The organism is Pantoea sp. PvP021, from assembly GCF_054056055.1.
The window spans coordinates 58,395-74,493 of the sequence record NZ_JBSRXX010000002.1 but is presented as its reverse complement, the minus strand read 5'-3'; the positions used below and the strand labels follow the sequence as shown (position 1 = coordinate 74,493).

Below are 16,099 nucleotides of genomic sequence, written 5' to 3'. Positions count from 1 at the left end.
CCCACAGCTGAACGCTGCGGGCAGCACGCTGGACCCGGTCGGGACTCATCCGACAACCGGATCCCGCTGGTGGCGGTCACATCACTAACTTTAAACAGATCACAGACTGAGAACGGTGTCGTCAGATTTCTGTTTCTCCGGCTGAGTGATGAAATCCTGTGCCAGGTCGGCGACGATGGCTGCAACGGTTCGCACCGATTTGATCATCGAAATGCCGGTGCCTGTCGAAACAACACCTTTGTCAAAATTGCCCAGTCGCATCGCCTGCCATAAAGAGTGGTAGCCATTCATTGCAGTGAACAGGGTTTCACGGTCAGCGCCCTGCGCATCAAGTTCTGCCAGCCTGGGGCTGAGCGGCGTGGGCAATGTCCGGTAATAAGCGGGCAGGGTGCGGAAAAGTAGCAGATCTTCTGAGCTCGATGAAACAATCAGCTGCTTGACCTTCTCATCCGCCGGGTTCTCCTGCGCGGTTAAAAACAGGCTGCCTATCCAGACGCCTTCTGCACCTAACGCCATGGCTGCACGCACGCCCCGCACATCCCCAATGCCGCCTGCCGCCAGCACCGGAATTTTCACACTGTCAGCGATCATAGGCACGATGCTGAACGTTCCGATAATGCGTGATGGCACGGTGCCGCCTTCATCAAATCCCGTGGCGACAATGATATCGGCGCCAAGTTTTTCGGCCTGTTGTGAATTGGCAACGTCAGGCGTCAGCGCGCGATAAAGGATTTTGATGCGATGTTGTTTCAGAAATTCGAATATTTCGGCATCAAGCACTTCATTAACTAAAACGACCTCTACCTTCTCTTCAACAAACATTTCAGCTGTTGGCCGCCAGAAACTCATATCCGGCCCATTGATCAGGGTTGCCCCAAAAGGTTTATCCGTCAGCTGTTTGGTTTTTCTGATTTGCTCACGCATGCGCTCCAGCGCCATGAAACGAGAGTCCGGCAATGTATCCTGCCCGGCGTTGGGGCCAATTATGCCTAATCCGCCTGCGTTGGATACTGCGGCAACAAACGTTGCATTGGTCAGAAAGTACATGGGTGCCTGAATAATGGGATAGCGAATATTCAGAATTTCTGTCACACGGTTTTTCATGGTTTTTCCTTATCCGGATACGGTGTAGCCAGACTTATTCGTTAGAAATAAGAGTTTTTTACGGGCCGTTTTATTTTTATTCTCTTAGCCAAAACAGGGAGTTTAATAGTTGAAAATAAGAAGTAAACGGTCAGAATTGGGTACGTGTTTGCCAGATATGGAAAGATAATGGATCTCAACGCGACAAAACTCTTTATTGCAGTCGTTCAGGCAGGCAGCTTTTCAGCGGCAAGTGAGAGAACGGCTATCCCCATCTCTACGCTGGTGCGGAAAGTGAACGAGCTGGAGCGGGCACTGGGTGTGCAGTTACTGGAGCGATCAAAGAAAGGGGTCAGGCCGACCTACAAAGGACAACAGTTCTTTGAGCAATCGCGACCTGGCCTGGAATTGCTGGAAGAGGCCACCAAAACGGTCAGGTCTGCGCACAAACTGGCGGGCAAACTGCGAATATCGGTGCCGCCTGACTTCACTATCTGGTGGGAGTTACTGCATGCGTTTCAGCAACGCTATCCTGATATCAAAGTGTTTTGCCACTCAGGGGAAAGAGTGGTGGATCTGTTTGAAGATGGCATTGACGTGGCACTCAGGCTGGGCGAGTTGCATACCGAGGATGTAATTGCGAAACCGGTTATGAATGTCGAGGCATGGTTTGTTGCCACGCCTGAACTGGCTGAACGCTTTGGACATCCGCAGACGCTGGCGGCGCTGGCGACGTGTCCGATAGCCAGCTGGGAAGGGCTTAACAGTGGTTCCTTTGAGTGGGTATCCGGAGACGAGAAGGTAAAGTTTGAGCCGTTTTTTTCCTCTAACAACACGCAGGGCCTGCGCCACTATGCACTGAGCGGTGCCGGGGTATCGCTGTTGTTTGATTTTTTAGTTAAACCTGATGTGGAGAGCGGGAAGCTGGTGCGGCTGCTGCCCAGTTATCCGACTCACTCGATGCCCTTACATCTGGTCTATGTCCGGCACAAACATCCTTCAGCCATCACACTCGCGTATCTGGATTTTTGTGCTGAATGGGTAAGTCAATACAAGATCGGCTAGGGGCTACACAAAAGGGGCAGAGGCGGAGGTGTCCGGCAAACCAGCGCACAGGCGCTGTGGCCTCACCGATGAATGAAAGGGATAAAAACATAAAAAGAAAAGGCGCCCGGAGGCGCCTCTGATAGTGATCCTGACGCCACTATTTACACCAGCTGCTGTGCCGTGGTTTCCACCAATGTCAGCAACACTTTGATATCTTCCAGCGTCACTGTCGGATTCAGCAGGGTCATCTTCAGGCAGGTCACGCCATCGAACTCGGTCACGCCAACGTTGGCGCGGCCCGATTCCAGCAGGGCATCACCGATACGCTGATTCAGCAGCGCGATATCTGCACTGCTGAAGTGCGCCAGATGCGCCGGACGATAGCGGAACAGCACGCTGGCCAGTTGCGGTTTCATCACCAGCTCCAGCGCAGGCTGCTCATCAACGTACTGTGCAACCTGCTGCGCCAGTGTCACACCGTGATCGATGATTTCGGCATACTGTTTCTGACCCAGCGCTTCCAGGCCCATCCACAGTTTCAGTGCATCGAAACGGCGGGTGGTCTGAAGCGATTTGGATACCAGATTCGGCACACCCTGCGCTTCATCAAACTCAGAGTTCAGATAGGCCGCCTGGTAGCGCATCAGCTCATAGTGGCGTGCTTCCTTCAGCAGGAAAGCACCACAGCTGATGGTCTGGAAGAACTGCTTATGGAAATCCAGGGTAATGGAATCGACCAGCTCAATGCCATCCAGATAATCACGATACTTTTCTGAGAGCAGCAGCGCGCCGCCCCAGGCCGCATCGACGTGCACCCAGATGTTCTCTTCGGCCGCCAGCGCCGCGATTTCACGCAGGGGATCGATCGCACCGGCATCGGTAGTACCCGCCGTGGCAACAATCGCCAGAATGTTTTCACCGTTGGCTTTGGAGGCTGCCAGTTTGTGGCGCAGGTCATCCATATCCATGCGGGCAAAGCGATCGCATTTCACCTGCGTCACGGATTGATAGCCCAGACCCAGCAGCGCCATATTCTTCTGAACCGAGAAGTGCGCATTCTCTGAACAGAAGACTTTAATCTTCTTCAGATCGCCGGTTAAACCATCCTGCTGAACAGAATGACCCTGACGGGCAAACCAGGCGTCACGCGCCAGCATCAGACCCATCAGGTTGCTCTGGGTGCCGCCGCTGGTAAAGACACCCGCGTCGCCGGACTGATAACCGACCTGGATGCGCAGCCACTCGATCAGCTTCATCTCAATCAGGGTGGCTGAAGGTGCCTGGTCCCACGAATCCATACTCTGGTTGGTGGCATTAATCAGGACTTCCGCCGCCTGGCTGATAACCAGGCTCGGGCAGTGCAGATGCGCCACACACTGCGGGTGATGAACCGACAGGCTGTCTTTGAGGAAGTACTCAATGGCGCGTTCAATCGCGGCCTGGTTGCCCAGGCCCTGAGGATTGAAGTCCAGCTTAATGCGCTCGCGCAGCTCTGCGACAGTTTTTCCCTGATACATCTCAGGTTGTTCCAGCCACTTCACGACGGCCGCGCTACTCTGGGCAATCGCCTGCTGGTAGGCCTCGGTACTCTGTGCTGAGGCCGCCAGAATCGGGTTTAACCGGGACATTGCATTCACTCCACTCAAACTGGTTTCACGCCAGCTGACAGCAGGGCGTTTTCAAATTTATCCATAAACACGTCCAGTTCTGCATCTGTGATCAGCAGGGACGGCAGCAAACGTAATACGCTGCCGTGACGTCCGCCACGCTCCAGAATCAGGCCGTTCTCAAAACATTTTTTCTGTACCAGCGCGGAGAGCTCGCCGTCTGCAGGGAAGCTGCCCATGTGATCAGCGGCTTCGTCAGGTTTCACCAGCTCAATGCCGATCATCAGACCCAGACCACGCACGTTGCCGATCACCGGGTAGCGCTGCTGCAGCTCGCCCAGTTTGCCTTTCAGCCATTCGCCCTGTGCAGCAACTTTGTCAGCGATGTTGTTATCTTTCAGCAGTTTCAGCGTAGTCAGGCCGGTCGCCATTGCGAGCTGGTTGCCACGGAAGGTGCCGGTGTGGTGGCCAGGAGACCAGGCGTCGAACTCTTTCTTAATGCCCAGTACCGCCAGTGGCAGACCGCCGCCGACCGCTTTTGACATCACGATGATGTCCGGCTCAATACCGGCGTGCTCAAAGGCGAAGAATTTACCGGTACGGGCAATGCCCGCCTGCACTTCGTCGATGATCAGCAGAATGCCATGCTCTTTGGTCACTTTACGGATGCGCTGCAGCCACTCAGCCGGAGCCGGGTTAACACCGCCTTCGCCCTGAACCGCTTCCAGAATGACGGCTGCCGGTTTGCGAACGCCGCTCTCAACGTCGTTGATCAGGTTTTCGAAGTAGTAGGTCAGCGCTTTCACGCCCGCTTCACCGCCAATGCCCAGCGGGCAGCGGTAGAGGTGCGGATAAGGCATGAACTGCACTTCCGGCATCAAGCCGTCGACCGCTTCTTTCGGTGACAGGTTGCCGGTAACAGACAGCGCGCCGTGGGTCATGCCGTGATACGCACCAGAGAAGCTGATGATGCCGGAACGACCGGTGTGTTTTTTCGCCAGTTTCAGCGCCGCTTCAACGGCATCCGCGCCCGACGGGCCGGTAAACTGCAGGCAGTACTCTTTGCCCTGACCCGGTAATAACGAGAGCAGATACTCAGAGAACGCATCTTTTAACGGCGTGGTTAAATCAAGAGTATGTAACGGCAAGCCGCTGGTAATGACATTTTGAATGCTCTGCAGAACGTCTGGATGGTTATGACCCAATGCCAGCGTTCCGGCACCTGCAAGACAGTCGAGATACTGATTATTCTCGACGTCTGTGATCCAGACACCCTGTGCTTTCGCAATCGCGAACGGCAATTTGCGAGGATAACTTCGAACGTTTGATTCAAATTCAGCCTGACGGGCTAAATAGGTTTCATTGGTTGCGTTTAAGTTCTGTGCATTCAAACTATCTATACGGACTTTATCCGTCATCATATCTCTCCTACAACCGGGACGGGCGTAGCGTCGCAGTTGAATAAATGTATTTAAATTGGGGTATGTGTTTTAAGCGCGGCCAATATAGGTGTTTTTAAGGTCCGACTCAATGTTTAATTTTATCGGCAGATAACAGATTCTTTGCTATAGGAATCAATCATTTGGTGAGTTTGTGAACGTATACATTATTGCCGCTTCGCTAGTCCGTGGTTAATAAGTGGCGTAAAAACACCAGCTTACCCGGCGCGGGGCGTGCTAAGTCAATGATAATAATCTGTGTAAATAGCTGTTTCCGGGGCAAAACGCTATCAAAAAGGGGCCTTTTCAGATGGAAAAAGCATAAGTCAGTTTGACTGAAGAAGCCGCATTTATAGCGGGTTAAAAGCGCAGACCAATTAAAATAATAAACCTTTTATTAACATTTAATTAAAATCTGGCGTTGTTAAAGCCTTTATAACGCGTCAGATCCACGTTACGACAGGAGATGATCAATAAAGTGCGTTAAGTCAGCCATCCCTTCGCTTGCCTTTTTCTCCGACGGATTGATGGTCAGCAAATCGGCATAGCCGTTAAGCATCGCACTGATTTGCCGGGCGGTGCGCGGTATATCGGCACAACGCAGCGTTCCATCTGTGACGCCGTCACGAATTATCTCCTCCACCAGCGCCTGCCACGCTGCCGTCATTTGTTCTGCCAGCGCGGCATAGGCTTCGTGATGCGCAGCCATCTGCCAGAATGAAGCATAAAGTTGCCAGGTTGCATCCGGTGCGCTCGGCAGATGACTTTCGAACAGCGTCAGCAACCTCTGGCGGGGTGTGAGTAGAGTCAGGGAGTCAGCAAAATTTTCTAAATCCACGTGCATAAAGCGTTCAAGCGCTGCCAGGCAGAGCGTCTGCCAGTTGCTGAAATAGTGATAAATATGACTGCGTGAAATGCCCACCGACTCAGTGAGTTCCCGAGTGGTCACTTTTTCGATCCCATTCTCGATAAATAACACTATCGCGGTATCCAGGATTTTGGTTCTCAGTGCTTCAGCTGACTCTTTCATCTCTCTCTCAATGAGTGTCACGTTGACTTTGAGCAACTGCTCAAATAAACTGCTTTTCGTTCTTGAGCAACCGCTCAAGACTCATGATATCAGAAACAGAAACTATGCATTCCTCAAAAACGATCCTGCCGGTAGCAAAACCCCGCAGCGCTATTCTGACATTAAAAATGCTCGGCCGTCGCCATAGCCGCAAGCTGTTCCTCACGCTGCTGCTGGTGGTGGCGGAAAATGTCATGTATCTCCTCTATCCGCTGCTGGCGGGCTTCGCTATTAATGCGATTCTCTCCGGCAGGACCTGGCATGCGGTGCTCTATGCGGTGATGGTGTTTACCATGTGGGCCATCGGAGCGGCACGACGCAGCGTCGATACCCGCACCTTTGCCCGTATTTACGCCGGGCTGGCCGTGCCGGTGATTGTGGCACAGCGTAGCGAAAACCAGAGCGCTTCCACCATTGCCGCGCGGGTGGCCTTGTCACGCGAGTTTGTCGACTTTTTTGAGAAACATCTGCCGGTGCTGATTACCTCGCTGGCCTCTATGACCGGCGCCGCGGTGATGCTGCTGGCTATCGAGTTCTGGACCGGCGCGGGCTGTCTGGCGATCCTGCTGTTCTTCGCCTGTTTCCTGCCGGGATTTACCCGCAAAAACGATGTGCTGTTTGGTCGTCTGAATAACCGGCTGGAGAAAGAGGTGAGCTTTGTCAGCAACGCTAACGCTGCGTCACTGGACCGTCATTATGGCGTGCTGGCCAGCCTGCGGATCCGTCTCTCCGATCGGGAAGCCTGGGGTTATCTGGCCATCGGTAGCGTGGCGGCACTGCTATTTGCTGTCACCATTGCGGTAATGTCGAACCGTGGCGGGACCAATGCGGGTCACATCTATTCGGTGATGACCTATATGTGGATGTTTGCCATGAGCCTGGATGATGGCCCACAGCTGCTGGAAAAATATTCCCAGTTGAAAGACATAGGTCGCCGGGTAAATACCGGCACGCACTGATTTGGCCGATTCATGCGCTGCCTTCTTTTGGGCGTTGTCTCAGTTGAGGGCTCAAGCAGCCGCCGGAGGGACCGGCGGCAACGGAGGTGAAGAATAACGAGCCGACTCGGGACCGAAAGCGATCACGGCTCAGGGGAGGGGCTAATAATCCAGCTCACCTGGCGCAAATGCTCTGAATGCGTTATCAGATGGCGTATAGCCCAGCACTTCTCGCGTCTGTGTCAGATCAAAGCGCTTAAAACGGTTATCGGAAATGCCGTAGCCAATAAAGAAGGTGATCTTCTCTGCCTCGACAGCGCCGTTGAGCAATCTGACGGCATCTTCCGGACTCAGCCAGGCACTGTAATCCCGTGCATTATGCAGGCTGTTATCCAGTGCAGGTTCAAACGCCCCGATTCTTAATGCCACACAGCTCAAGCCGTGCTGGCTGGCATAGAAGGCGCAAAGTGCTTCACCATAACATTTGGTGACGCCATACAGATTCGCGGGAGAGACGGCCATGCCGGGATGTATCTGGACATCCGCCGGGTAGCCCTCAATGGTCTGCGCACTGCTGGCAAAGACCAGACGACGACAGCGGTGCTCAGCTGCTGCCTTGAGTATCCAGGTCGTAGAGAGAATATTGGCGGGCAGCAGATCGTCGAAACTGGCCTGCGCATCCGGGATACCGGCGAGGTGGATGACGGTATCGACAGGCTCTTCAGCCAGTAATTTCTCCGCCGCACCAGGTTGTGACAGATCCGCCACAATAAAACGATGGGGTGCGGGTATCGTGTAATCCGGCTCACGTAAATCGGTCAGGATAAAACGGTAGTTACTCTGGCTGGCCGCAAAGAAAGTGCGCCCGATGCGCCCGCTGGCACCGGTAAGAAGGATAACTCTGGTCGTCATCTGCTGATCCTGTTATGCAAAAGAAGCGCTGAGAGGTCAGTTAAACAGAGATTCACGACTCAGGCCTGCGTAGCTTTCCGGATTGTGATCTTTAACAGGTCGCTATGCGCCAGAGTGGCACGGATAAAGACCCATGTTACCGCAGCCTTCACTGTGCGCCAGATCACATAAATGGGTTGCTAAGCGCAGCCTGACTTTTTATAGTCTGCCCGCTTCAACCGGACGGGAACACGCTCTGCTTTCTCTCTCCGCCTCACTTCAGTTTTTTCAGTTCTGGCCATTGGGAATCAATTTTGTTAAGAAAAAATCATAAAACCGACGATGCCGGTTTTGTCCGCTGGGCATTACTGGCCCTCGCGCTGGGCGGCTTTGGCATCGGTACCGGTGAGTTCATCATGATGGGCCTGCTGCCAGATGTTTCACGCTCCCTGGCAATTACCGAGCCGCAGGCGGGCAACGCCATCGCCAGTTACGCACTGGGCGTGGTGGTCGGTGCGCCGTTTATTGCGGTGCTGGCGGCGCGAATGGCACGTAAATCGCTGCTGCTGATCCTGATGGCGCTGTTCAGCATCGGTAATGTTGCCAGCGCGATGGCCGACAGCTATCACGGCCTGCTCGTGGCGCGTTTTCTGACCGGGCTGCCTCACGGCGCCTACTTTGGTGTGGCGTCGCTGGTGGCCGTTTCGCTGGTGCCGATTGAACGTCGTGGCCGCGCTCTGGCGTCACTAATGCTGGGACTGACGGTAGCGACCCTGATTGGTGTGCCGCTGGGCTCCTGGATAGGTCAATTATTTAGCTGGCACGTGGTGTTCACCTTTGTGGGCGCAATTGGTCTGCTGACCTGCCTGCTGATTGGCCGCTATGTTCCTTACATGCCTGGCGATGTGGATGCGCATCCGCTGCGGGAACTGGGCGCGCTGAAAAACGCACAGGTGCTGCTGACCCTGCTGGTGGGGGCGGTAGGATTTGGCGGGATGTTCGCCATCTTCAGTTATATCGCGCCGACGCTGATTAACATTGCTGGCATCTCCCCCTCGCTGATCCCCTGGGCGATGGTGGCGTTTGGGCTGGGAATGATCATCGGTAATCTGGTGGGTGGCCGTCTGGCTGATGGCCCGGTGCTGAATATTATTGGCTGGACGCTGTTATGGAACGTGCTGGTGATGCTGGCCTTCCCGGTGCTGGTTCAGCATGTGGCAACCGGCCTGCTGGCCACGTTCCTGATCGGCACCTGCTCAGTGCTGCTGCCGTCGTTGCAGATTCGCCTGATGGATGTCGCCAATGAGTCGCAAACCCTGGCGGCTGCGATGAATCACTCGGCGTTGAACATTGCCAATGCGATGGGCGCGTATCTTGGGGGCCTGTCGGTGTCGCTGGGCTATGGCTGGATCTCAACAGCGTGGGTGGGTGTTGCGCTGGGCGTGGCCGGTCTGATGGTCTTTGTGCTCACGGCGCGACATGCTGCCCGTCAGCAGACTCAACTGGCCTGAGTTCTATAAAGCAGGGCGCAGCGATACTGTTTATCGCTGCGCTTTATCGCTACATGGCCGCCGTATAATTTTTCAGCAATGATTAACCGCACTATTATTGACTCTCTGACCGTTCAGTGAAAATTATCATTCTGCCAGCCCTGAAGTTTCAAAATGCTCGGGAAATCAACAAGGGCGCTCCGGACGTCTGGATGTTAAAAGTAAATTAAAATAATGTTTGCTAATGTCGGTGAGGCGTGGCTTAATAGCGTCATCGGTTTGGAACACAGACCTTATCAAAGCAGTTTTAGTAAAGCAGTCCTCAGTGCAAGCGATATCACAAGATACCCTTATTCATGAGTCTCCTCCTAAAAGCCTGGTAAGTTACCTTCTGAAAGACAGGCCATCTTCGCCACTTTGTGGCTCATAAATTAAGGAATTATCGATGTCTAATAAAATGACTGGTTTAGTAAAATGGTTTGACGCTGGTAAAGGTTTCGGTTTTATCTCTCCTCAGGATGGCAGCAAAGATGTATTCGTACATTTCTCTGCAATTCAGAGCAACGATTATAAAACTCTGGACGAAGGTCAGCAGGTCGAATTCACTATTGAAAACGGCGCTAAAGGTCCTTCAGCGGCAAACGTTGTCCCTATGTAAGCCTTAATTATCAATGGTGCTTATCAACGCGTGATGGCAATAGCCTGAGCAGATAAGCCTGATATTGATAATTAATTAAAACCCGCCTTGTGCGGGTTTTTTGCGTTTATGGTTTGCCAGATGCTTACGCGATGTTTTTTGCCCGCGCCAGATATCCGCGCGGGCCAGTAAAAAAATGTTCAGCGCACGCTGGCGACCAGCCACTGCTGCAATTCTGTCAGCTCCGCGCGTTGCTCCGGAAAATCCGCAATAAGCTGATTCAGCACCGGTTCAAGGGCATCGGGCCGATAGGTCACACCCTGCAACCGCTGCGCCAGCGCTTCCAGCGGCGCAGGGTTGAGGCTGTCGCTGAAAATCTGACAGCGGCTGATCACGCCGCGTTCTACATCGAAATGAATCTCCACGCCACCCCAGACAAAACGCTGGTCCAGCAGATGCGAGAAATCGGGTGCCTGACCGAAATTCCACTCCCAGCTACTCTGCTTTGCGAACTGCTCTCTGAAACCCGGCAGATCGGGCAGGGCGTCGGGAGAGATCCTCTCTGGCTCACAGCGCTCACCGTAATAGTTGAAAAATGCGTCCGTCACCGCGGAGCAGATCGCCTGATAGCTGATACCCGGCGTTAACTCCGCCAGATTGGTCACTCTGGCGCGCACTGAGGTAATCCCCTTCGCCTGCAATTTCTTCACATCCGGATTAAGGTAATCCGCCAGGCGAGAGAGGTCGGCATCCATCAGAATAGTGCCGTGATGGAAACCGCGATCCGGCGTTTCACGGTAGGCTGAACCGGATATTTTGCGCAGCCCGTCAGCGGTGTTCACCACTAAGTCATTACGGCCAGAAGCCTCCGCGGGTACGCCAAGCGAAGTCAGTGCGCGCAGGATGATCTCAGTCGAGACGCTTTTATCATACTCCGGCTTGCCGGCCATAAAGGTAAAACAGCAATTGCCGAGATCGTGAAACACCGCGCCACCGCCGCTGCTGCGACGTGCCAGCCGGATGCCATCTTCCGCCATGCGTCGGGTATTGCACTCTTTCCACGGATTCTGTGCCCGCCCGATCACCACCGTTTCCGCATTACGCCACAAAAACAGCACCCGCTGGGTGGCCGGCATCTGGCGGAAAATGCACTCTTCTACCGCCAGGTTAAACCAGGGATCGTTGGATTCAGATAACAGTAAACGCAGCGTGGACATCGGTCACTCCCGTTCCTTAAGAGAAGAGGCCCATAAAGCAGGGCAGAAGGCAGAGTGTATCAGCCGGGAAACGGGACTACATGCCTCTTCATGCCGTGATGCTGCGGCAAAAAAAGATAAAATGCCGTCTGCAGAGTAATCGCGGCAGATTGGAGAACAACATTATGACAATATGGATAAGGAGTGTGCTGATTCCCCTGCTTATTTTCCCTTTTGAGAGAACAAAAATCGTATGAACGCTTCCGCTGGCATAGCGATGAAGATCACCGCTGCATTAAGTAGCACGCTGATGCTGGCCTGTGTAAAAGAACTCGATGGGGCGATACCGGTCGGCGAAGTCATATTTTTTCGCTCGCTGCTGGCACTGGTGCCGCTGTTAATCTGGCTGCGCTTGCAGGGCAGCGTGCTGGACGGCATTCGCACCCGCAATATCCGGGGGCATTTTGTGCGCGGGCTGGCCGGAACCGGTGGACTCTATTTCAGTTATCTGTCGCTGCTCTACATTTCTCTGACCGACGCCACGGCTATCAACTATGCCGCGCCGCTGTTTACCGTGCTGCTGGCGGCGCTATTTCTGCGCGAAAAAGTGCGTCACCATCGCTGGGTCGCGGTCTTTACCGGTTTCAGTGGCATTCTGGTGATGTTCTCCGGGCATCTCACACTGACACGTCAGGCAACATTTTCCCTTTCTGCATCGGCGGGTATTCTGCTGGCGTTGATGGCGGCCTTCTGTACCGCCTGTGCGCTGGTGCAGATCCGCTTTCTTAACGGCAAAGAGAAGCCGGGCGCCATCGCTTTCTGGTTCGCTATTACCACGGCCTTAACATCGCTGGTCACGCTGCCAGGCGGCTGGAAAGTGCCGCATGGCAATCAGCTGGCATTACTGGTGGGATGTGGGCTGCTGGGCGGTATTACTCAGATTCTGATGACTCTGAGCCTGCGCTATGCCGAAGCGTCGTTGCTGGCCCCGTTCGACTACACCACCTTAATCTGGTCAGTGGCGGTGGGTTATCTGCTGCTCGGCAATCTGCCAACCTCCACTACGGTGATGGGTGCGATTCTGGTGGTGGCAGGCGGCCTTTACTCGGTGCTGTATGAGCGTTACCGCTTCCGTAAAGCGCGGATAGTTAATGCCAGTCGCTGATCGGCCCGCCCGGCATCGCCTTGTTATTTACAGAGTGATAACGCAGAGTTAATAATTTGTGATCGCGGCGAAGGAACAGTCGGCTGCATTCGTTTACGTTGTGAGCAATCAGAATGTAATCGATTACTTATTCGTGAGGTTCCCATGATTGCAACAGTGCAGGAGAGAGCAGGCCAGCAGATGCAGCATAAGCTGCTGGTGCCGCGCCTCTCTCTGATGATGTTTATGCAGTTCTTTATCTGGGGCAGCTGGTCGGTGACGCTGGGGCTGGTAATGACCCGTCACAACATGCCGTTGCTGATTGGGGATGCGTTTTCGGCCGGACCTATCGCCTCAATTCTCTCGCCGTTTGTGCTCGGTATGCTGGTGGATCGCTTTTTTCCCTCGCAGAAAGTGATGGCGGTGATGAACCTGGCGGGCGCAGCGATTCTCTGGTTCGTGCCCCAGGCGCTAATCGCGGAGAATGGGGCGCAGCTGATCGCACTGTTATTTGGCTATACACTCTGCTTTATGCCGACCCTGGCGCTCTCAAATAACATCGCCTTTCACAGCCTCGCCAGCAGCGAGAAAAGCTTTCCTATCGTCAGAGTCTTCGGCACCATCGGCTGGATCGTGGCGGGGATCTTTATCGGCGTAACGGGCATTGCTGACAGCGTGGCAGTGTTCCAGCTGGCGGCGCTCTGTTCTGTATTGCTGGCGATCTACAGCCTGACGCTGCCACATACGCCGGCTCCGGCCAAAGGATTGCCGTTAAAAGTTCGCGATCTCTTCTGCGCCGATGCCTTCGCACTGCTGCGACTGCGTCATTTCCTGGTCTTTGCGCTGTGTGCCACCCTGATCTCTATTCCGCTCGGCACCTACTACGCTTTTACCGCCTCCTGGCTGGCGGATGCCGGTATCCGGGAAGTGAGCACCCTGATGTCACTGGGTCAGATGTCTGAAATTGTTTTCATGCTGATCATTCCACTGCTGTTCCGCCGTCTTGGCGTGAAAGTCATGCTGCTGATTGGCATGACAGCGTGGTTTGTCCGCTATGCACTGTTTGCGCTGGGCATGAGTGATGAGACGCGCACGCTGATTTACATTGGCATTCTGCTGCATGGCGTCTGCTATGACTTCTTCTTTGTGGTGGGATTCATCTACACCGATCGGATCGCCGGTGAAAAGGTCAAGGGGCAGGCGCAGAGCATGGTGGTGATGTTCACCTACGGCATCGGCATGCTGCTGGGATCGCAAATCTCCGGTGCGCTCTACAATCAGCTGGTGGCGGGTAACGCCAGCGCAGAGAGCTGGGCGATATTCTGGTGGATCCCTGCCGTGGCGGCTGCGGTGATTGCGATTATTTTCTTCTTCTCATTCAAATACCGTGATTAAGCGGTAACTGAAATCAGGAGTCACAGATGAAAACAGTTAAGGGACCCGGCATCTTCCTGTCACAGTTCATCACCACCCAGCCGCCTTTTAATTCACTGGCGGGGCTGGCGGAGTGGGCCGCCGGGCTGGGATACCGGGCACTGCAGATCCCCTGCCACCAGCCCGCTATTTTCGACCTTAAGCAGGCAGCGGTCAGCCAGACTTACTGCGACGAGGTGAGGGGAACACTGGCCGGTTTCGGACTGGAGATCAGTGAGCTTTCAACGCATCTGGAAGGGCAGCTGGTTGCCGTGAACCCCGCATACGATCTCGCTTTTGATAATTTTGCGCCTGCCGCGCTGCGAGGCGATCCCGCCCGGCGCACCGACTGGGCCATCGCTACGCTAAAGCGTGCGGCTGCTGCTTCTGAAAAACTCGGCCTGCGCGCACATGCCACTTTTTCCGGCTCGCTCGCCTGGCCCTGGTTCTATCCCTGGCCGCCACACCACGAAGACCTGTTTGATGAGGCGTTTGCTGAGCTGGCGCGCCGCTGGCTGCCGGTGCTGGATAGTTTTGACCATCACGGTGTGGACCTCTGTTATGAGATACATCCCGGCGAAGACCTGCATGACGGTGTCACGTTTGAGCGATTTCTGACGCAAGTGAATCACCACCCGCGCTGCAATATCCTGTTCGATCCCAGCCATCTTCTTCTGCAACACATCGACTATCTGCAGTTCATCGACCTCTATCATCCGCGTATTAAAGCTTTTCACGTTAAGGATGCGGAGTACCAGTTAAATGGACGCAGCGGAGTGTATGGCGGCTATCAACCGTGGCTGGCGCGCGCCGGACGCTTTCGCTCGCCGGGCGATGGCCAGATCGACTTCAGCCGCATTTTTAGCAAACTGGCCCAGTACGACTATGACGGCTGGGCGGTGCTGGAGTGGGAGTGCTGTCTGAAGGATGGCGAGACCGGGGCGCGTGAAGGGGCGGAATTTATCCGCCGGCATATTATCCCGGTGGCTGACCGCGCTTTTGATGATTTTGCTTTAGCAGAGAACGCCCCTTCGGTGCGCCATCAGCTGGGTCTGGATCGCGACGTCTGAGGCGGCATGGATTCAAAGGTTTTCTGTGGGTGAGTTTTAAAACAGAGGGATCGCTATGTCTATTCAGAAAATCGCCCGGATGGCGGGTGTGTCGGTCGCCACCGTTTCCCGTGTGTTGAATAACAGCGACAGCGTAAAACCGGCTAACCGGCAGAAAGTCCTTGAGGCAATCGAAGAGAGCAACTATCAGCCTAACCTGCTGGCGCGCCAGCTGCGTACGGCGCGCAGCTCGATGATTCTGGTACTGGTTTCCGATATCTCTAACCCGTTTTGCGCAGAGGTGGTCAAAGGCATTGAGGAGCAGGCGGAGAAAAATGGCTATCGCATCCTGTTGTGTAACTCGGGCGCGGATATTGCCCGTTCGCGATCCAGCCTGCAACTGCTCTCCGGCAAGATGGTGGATGGCATTATCACCATGGATGCTTTCAGCAAGCTGCCGGAGCTGAGCCAGCTGATAGGCAAGGCACCCTGGGTTCAGTGCGCCGAACATGATGATAATGGCCAGATCTCCTGCGTCGGGATTGATGATGACGTCGCTGCGCAGTCAGTGGTGCACTATCTGGCCGGACAGGGACGTCAGCGCATTGCGCTGATCAATCACGACCTCCGCTACCGATATGCCCGCCTGCGTCAGCAGGGCTACGCATATCAACTCAAAGAGCAACAACTCGCATGGCAGGCCATCGCTTACGCCAGTGAGTTAAGCTTCAGCGCCGGAAAAGCCGCGATGAATCAGCTGCTGGTGGGCGAGACACGACCGGACGCCGTGTTTGCGGTTTCAGATACGCTGGCAGCGGGTGCCATGGCTGCGATACAGCAGGCGGGGCTGCGGATACCTCAGGACATTGCCGTGGTGGGTTTTGACGGCAGTGAACTGGCCGACATGGTATCGCCGCCGCTGACGACTCTGGCTCAGCCCTCCAGGGAGATTGGCCGTCGTGCCTGTGAGCTGGTGCTGCAAAAAATCATCCGGCCAGACTCTCCGCCACAATGTGTGATCATGCAGGGAGAGCTGGTGGTGCGAGCCAGTAGCTGAAGGATTAATCCGCAAAACCTGGCCCCGCCATAACCTCGT

General features: G+C 54.6%; 14 protein-coding genes. 8 read left to right on the top strand and 6 right to left on the bottom strand.

Annotated features, from left to right (window positions below; translation table 11 throughout):
• Window positions 1-99 precede the first annotated feature (99 nt).
• Complete coding sequence (locus ACVKSX_RS09435; protein ID WP_354438773.1) at window positions 100-1,104, bottom strand: NAD(P)H-dependent flavin oxidoreductase; 1,005 nt, start codon at window positions 1,102-1,104, stop codon at window positions 100-102.
• Between the two features lie 168 nt (window positions 1,105-1,272).
• Between ACVKSX_RS09435 and ACVKSX_RS09430 the strand changes: the two genes are divergently transcribed.
• Window positions 1,273-2,148 carry a LysR family transcriptional regulator gene (locus tag ACVKSX_RS09430; RefSeq protein WP_122889358.1) on the top strand — a complete coding sequence of 292 codons (876 nt, stop codon included), beginning with the start codon at window positions 1,273-1,275 and terminating at the stop codon, window positions 2,146-2,148.
• Window positions 2,149-2,291: 143 nt separating this feature from the next.
• Here the strand turns inward: ACVKSX_RS09430 and ACVKSX_RS09425 are convergent, their stop codons facing one another.
• The 3 genes from ACVKSX_RS09425 to ACVKSX_RS09415 all read right to left on the bottom strand — a co-directional run bounded on the left by ACVKSX_RS09425 (window position 2,292) and on the right by ACVKSX_RS09415 (window position 6,206).
• Entirely contained in the window at window positions 2,292-3,758 is a 1,467-nt protein-coding gene (locus tag ACVKSX_RS09425; RefSeq protein ID WP_167433079.1) for a pyridoxal phosphate-dependent decarboxylase family protein, read from the bottom strand.
• Window positions 3,759-3,772: 14 nt separating this feature from the next.
• The gene (locus ACVKSX_RS09420) at window positions 3,773-5,158 is read right to left on the bottom strand and encodes a diaminobutyrate--2-oxoglutarate transaminase (RefSeq protein WP_022624771.1); all 1,386 of its coding nucleotides are present in this window, start codon (window positions 5,156-5,158) and stop codon (window positions 3,773-3,775) included.
• Between the two features lie 472 nt (window positions 5,159-5,630).
• Window positions 5,631-6,206: a TetR/AcrR family transcriptional regulator gene (locus ACVKSX_RS09415; protein WP_354438775.1), complete on the bottom strand. Its 576-nt coding sequence runs from the start codon at window positions 6,204-6,206 to the stop codon at window positions 5,631-5,633.
• Window positions 6,207-6,310: 104 nt separating this feature from the next.
• Here ACVKSX_RS09415 and ACVKSX_RS09410 point away from each other — a divergent pair, with 104 nt between their 5' ends.
• The gene (locus ACVKSX_RS09410; RefSeq protein ID WP_010670321.1) at window positions 6,311-7,204 is read left to right on the top strand and encodes an ABC transporter six-transmembrane domain-containing protein; all 894 of its coding nucleotides are present in this window, start codon (window positions 6,311-6,313) and stop codon (window positions 7,202-7,204) included.
• A 141-nt stretch (window positions 7,205-7,345) separates the two neighbouring features.
• On the opposite strand, the gene ACVKSX_RS09405 is transcribed toward ACVKSX_RS09410, so the two are convergent.
• Window positions 7,346-8,095 (bottom strand): NAD-dependent epimerase/dehydratase family protein, encoded by a 750-nt coding sequence (locus ACVKSX_RS09405; protein ID WP_158149915.1) that lies wholly within the window; start codon window positions 8,093-8,095, stop codon window positions 7,346-7,348.
• 293 nt (window positions 8,096-8,388) lie between these two features.
• Between ACVKSX_RS09405 and ACVKSX_RS09400 the strand changes: the two genes are divergently transcribed.
• Both ACVKSX_RS09400 and cspE read left to right on the top strand, forming a co-directional pair.
• The gene (locus ACVKSX_RS09400; protein ID WP_354438776.1) at window positions 8,389-9,585 is read left to right on the top strand and encodes an MFS transporter; all 1,197 of its coding nucleotides are present in this window, start codon (window positions 8,389-8,391) and stop codon (window positions 9,583-9,585) included.
• Between the two features lie 424 nt (window positions 9,586-10,009).
• Window positions 10,010-10,222: a transcription antiterminator/RNA stability regulator CspE gene (cspE, locus tag ACVKSX_RS09395; protein WP_003855207.1), complete on the top strand. Its 213-nt coding sequence runs from the start codon at window positions 10,010-10,012 to the stop codon at window positions 10,220-10,222.
• Window positions 10,223-10,401: 179 nt separating this feature from the next.
• Here cspE and ACVKSX_RS09390 read toward each other — a convergent pair whose 3' ends face one another.
• Complete coding sequence (locus ACVKSX_RS09390) at window positions 10,402-11,418, bottom strand: lipoate--protein ligase A (protein ID WP_010247208.1); 1,017 nt, start codon at window positions 11,416-11,418, stop codon at window positions 10,402-10,404.
• A gap of 232 nt (window positions 11,419-11,650) precedes the next feature.
• Here ACVKSX_RS09390 and ACVKSX_RS09385 point away from each other — a divergent pair, with 232 nt between their 5' ends.
• From ACVKSX_RS09385 to ACVKSX_RS09370, 4 genes are all read left to right on the top strand, one after another.
• The gene (locus ACVKSX_RS09385; RefSeq protein ID WP_010247205.1) at window positions 11,651-12,562 is read left to right on the top strand and encodes a DMT family transporter; all 912 of its coding nucleotides are present in this window, start codon (window positions 11,651-11,653) and stop codon (window positions 12,560-12,562) included.
• A 144-nt stretch (window positions 12,563-12,706) separates the two neighbouring features.
• Window positions 12,707-13,936 carry an MFS transporter gene (locus ACVKSX_RS09380; protein ID WP_132499025.1) on the top strand — a complete coding sequence of 410 codons (1,230 nt, stop codon included), beginning with the start codon at window positions 12,707-12,709 and terminating at the stop codon, window positions 13,934-13,936.
• Window positions 13,937-13,962: 26 nt separating this feature from the next.
• Window positions 13,963-15,024: a sugar phosphate isomerase/epimerase family protein gene (locus tag ACVKSX_RS09375; RefSeq protein ID WP_132499027.1), complete on the top strand. Its 1,062-nt coding sequence runs from the start codon at window positions 13,963-13,965 to the stop codon at window positions 15,022-15,024.
• Window positions 15,025-15,079: 55 nt separating this feature from the next.
• The gene (locus ACVKSX_RS09370) at window positions 15,080-16,060 is read left to right on the top strand and encodes a LacI family DNA-binding transcriptional regulator (protein ID WP_132499029.1); all 981 of its coding nucleotides are present in this window, start codon (window positions 15,080-15,082) and stop codon (window positions 16,058-16,060) included.
• The last annotated feature ends 39 nt before the right edge of the window (window positions 16,061-16,099 follow it).

What these genes read in the sequence shown, in the direction of transcription:
- ACVKSX_RS09390 (WP_010247208.1), bottom strand. Translation starts at nt 11,418, where the DNA reads ATGTCCACGCTGCGTTTACTGTTATCTGAATCCAACGATCCCTGGTTT.
- cspE (WP_003855207.1), top strand. Translation starts at nt 10,010, where the DNA reads ATGTCTAATAAAATGACTGGTTTAGTAAAATGGTTTGACGCTGGTAAA.
- ACVKSX_RS09420 (WP_022624771.1), bottom strand. Translation starts at nt 5,158, where the DNA reads ATGATGACGGATAAAGTCCGTATAGATAGTTTGAATGCACAGAACTTA.
- ACVKSX_RS09375 (WP_132499027.1), top strand. Translation starts at nt 13,963, where the DNA reads ATGAAAACAGTTAAGGGACCCGGCATCTTCCTGTCACAGTTCATCACC.
- ACVKSX_RS09415 (WP_354438775.1), bottom strand. Translation starts at nt 6,206, where the DNA reads ATGAAAGAGTCAGCTGAAGCACTGAGAACCAAAATCCTGGATACCGCG.
- ACVKSX_RS09430 (WP_122889358.1), top strand. Translation starts at nt 1,273, where the DNA reads ATGGATCTCAACGCGACAAAACTCTTTATTGCAGTCGTTCAGGCAGGC.
- ACVKSX_RS09405 (WP_158149915.1), bottom strand. Translation starts at nt 8,095, where the DNA reads ATGACGACCAGAGTTATCCTTCTTACCGGTGCCAGCGGGCGCATCGGG.
- ACVKSX_RS09435 (WP_354438773.1), bottom strand. Translation starts at nt 1,104, where the DNA reads ATGAAAAACCGTGTGACAGAAATTCTGAATATTCGCTATCCCATTATT.
- ACVKSX_RS09385 (WP_010247205.1), top strand. Translation starts at nt 11,651, where the DNA reads ATGAACGCTTCCGCTGGCATAGCGATGAAGATCACCGCTGCATTAAGT.
- ACVKSX_RS09370 (WP_132499029.1), top strand. Translation starts at nt 15,080, where the DNA reads ATGTCTATTCAGAAAATCGCCCGGATGGCGGGTGTGTCGGTCGCCACC.
- ACVKSX_RS09380 (WP_132499025.1), top strand. Translation starts at nt 12,707, where the DNA reads ATGATTGCAACAGTGCAGGAGAGAGCAGGCCAGCAGATGCAGCATAAG.
- ACVKSX_RS09410 (WP_010670321.1), top strand. Translation starts at nt 6,311, where the DNA reads ATGCATTCCTCAAAAACGATCCTGCCGGTAGCAAAACCCCGCAGCGCT.
- ACVKSX_RS09425 (WP_167433079.1), bottom strand. Translation starts at nt 3,758, where the DNA reads ATGTCCCGGTTAAACCCGATTCTGGCGGCCTCAGCACAGAGTACCGAG.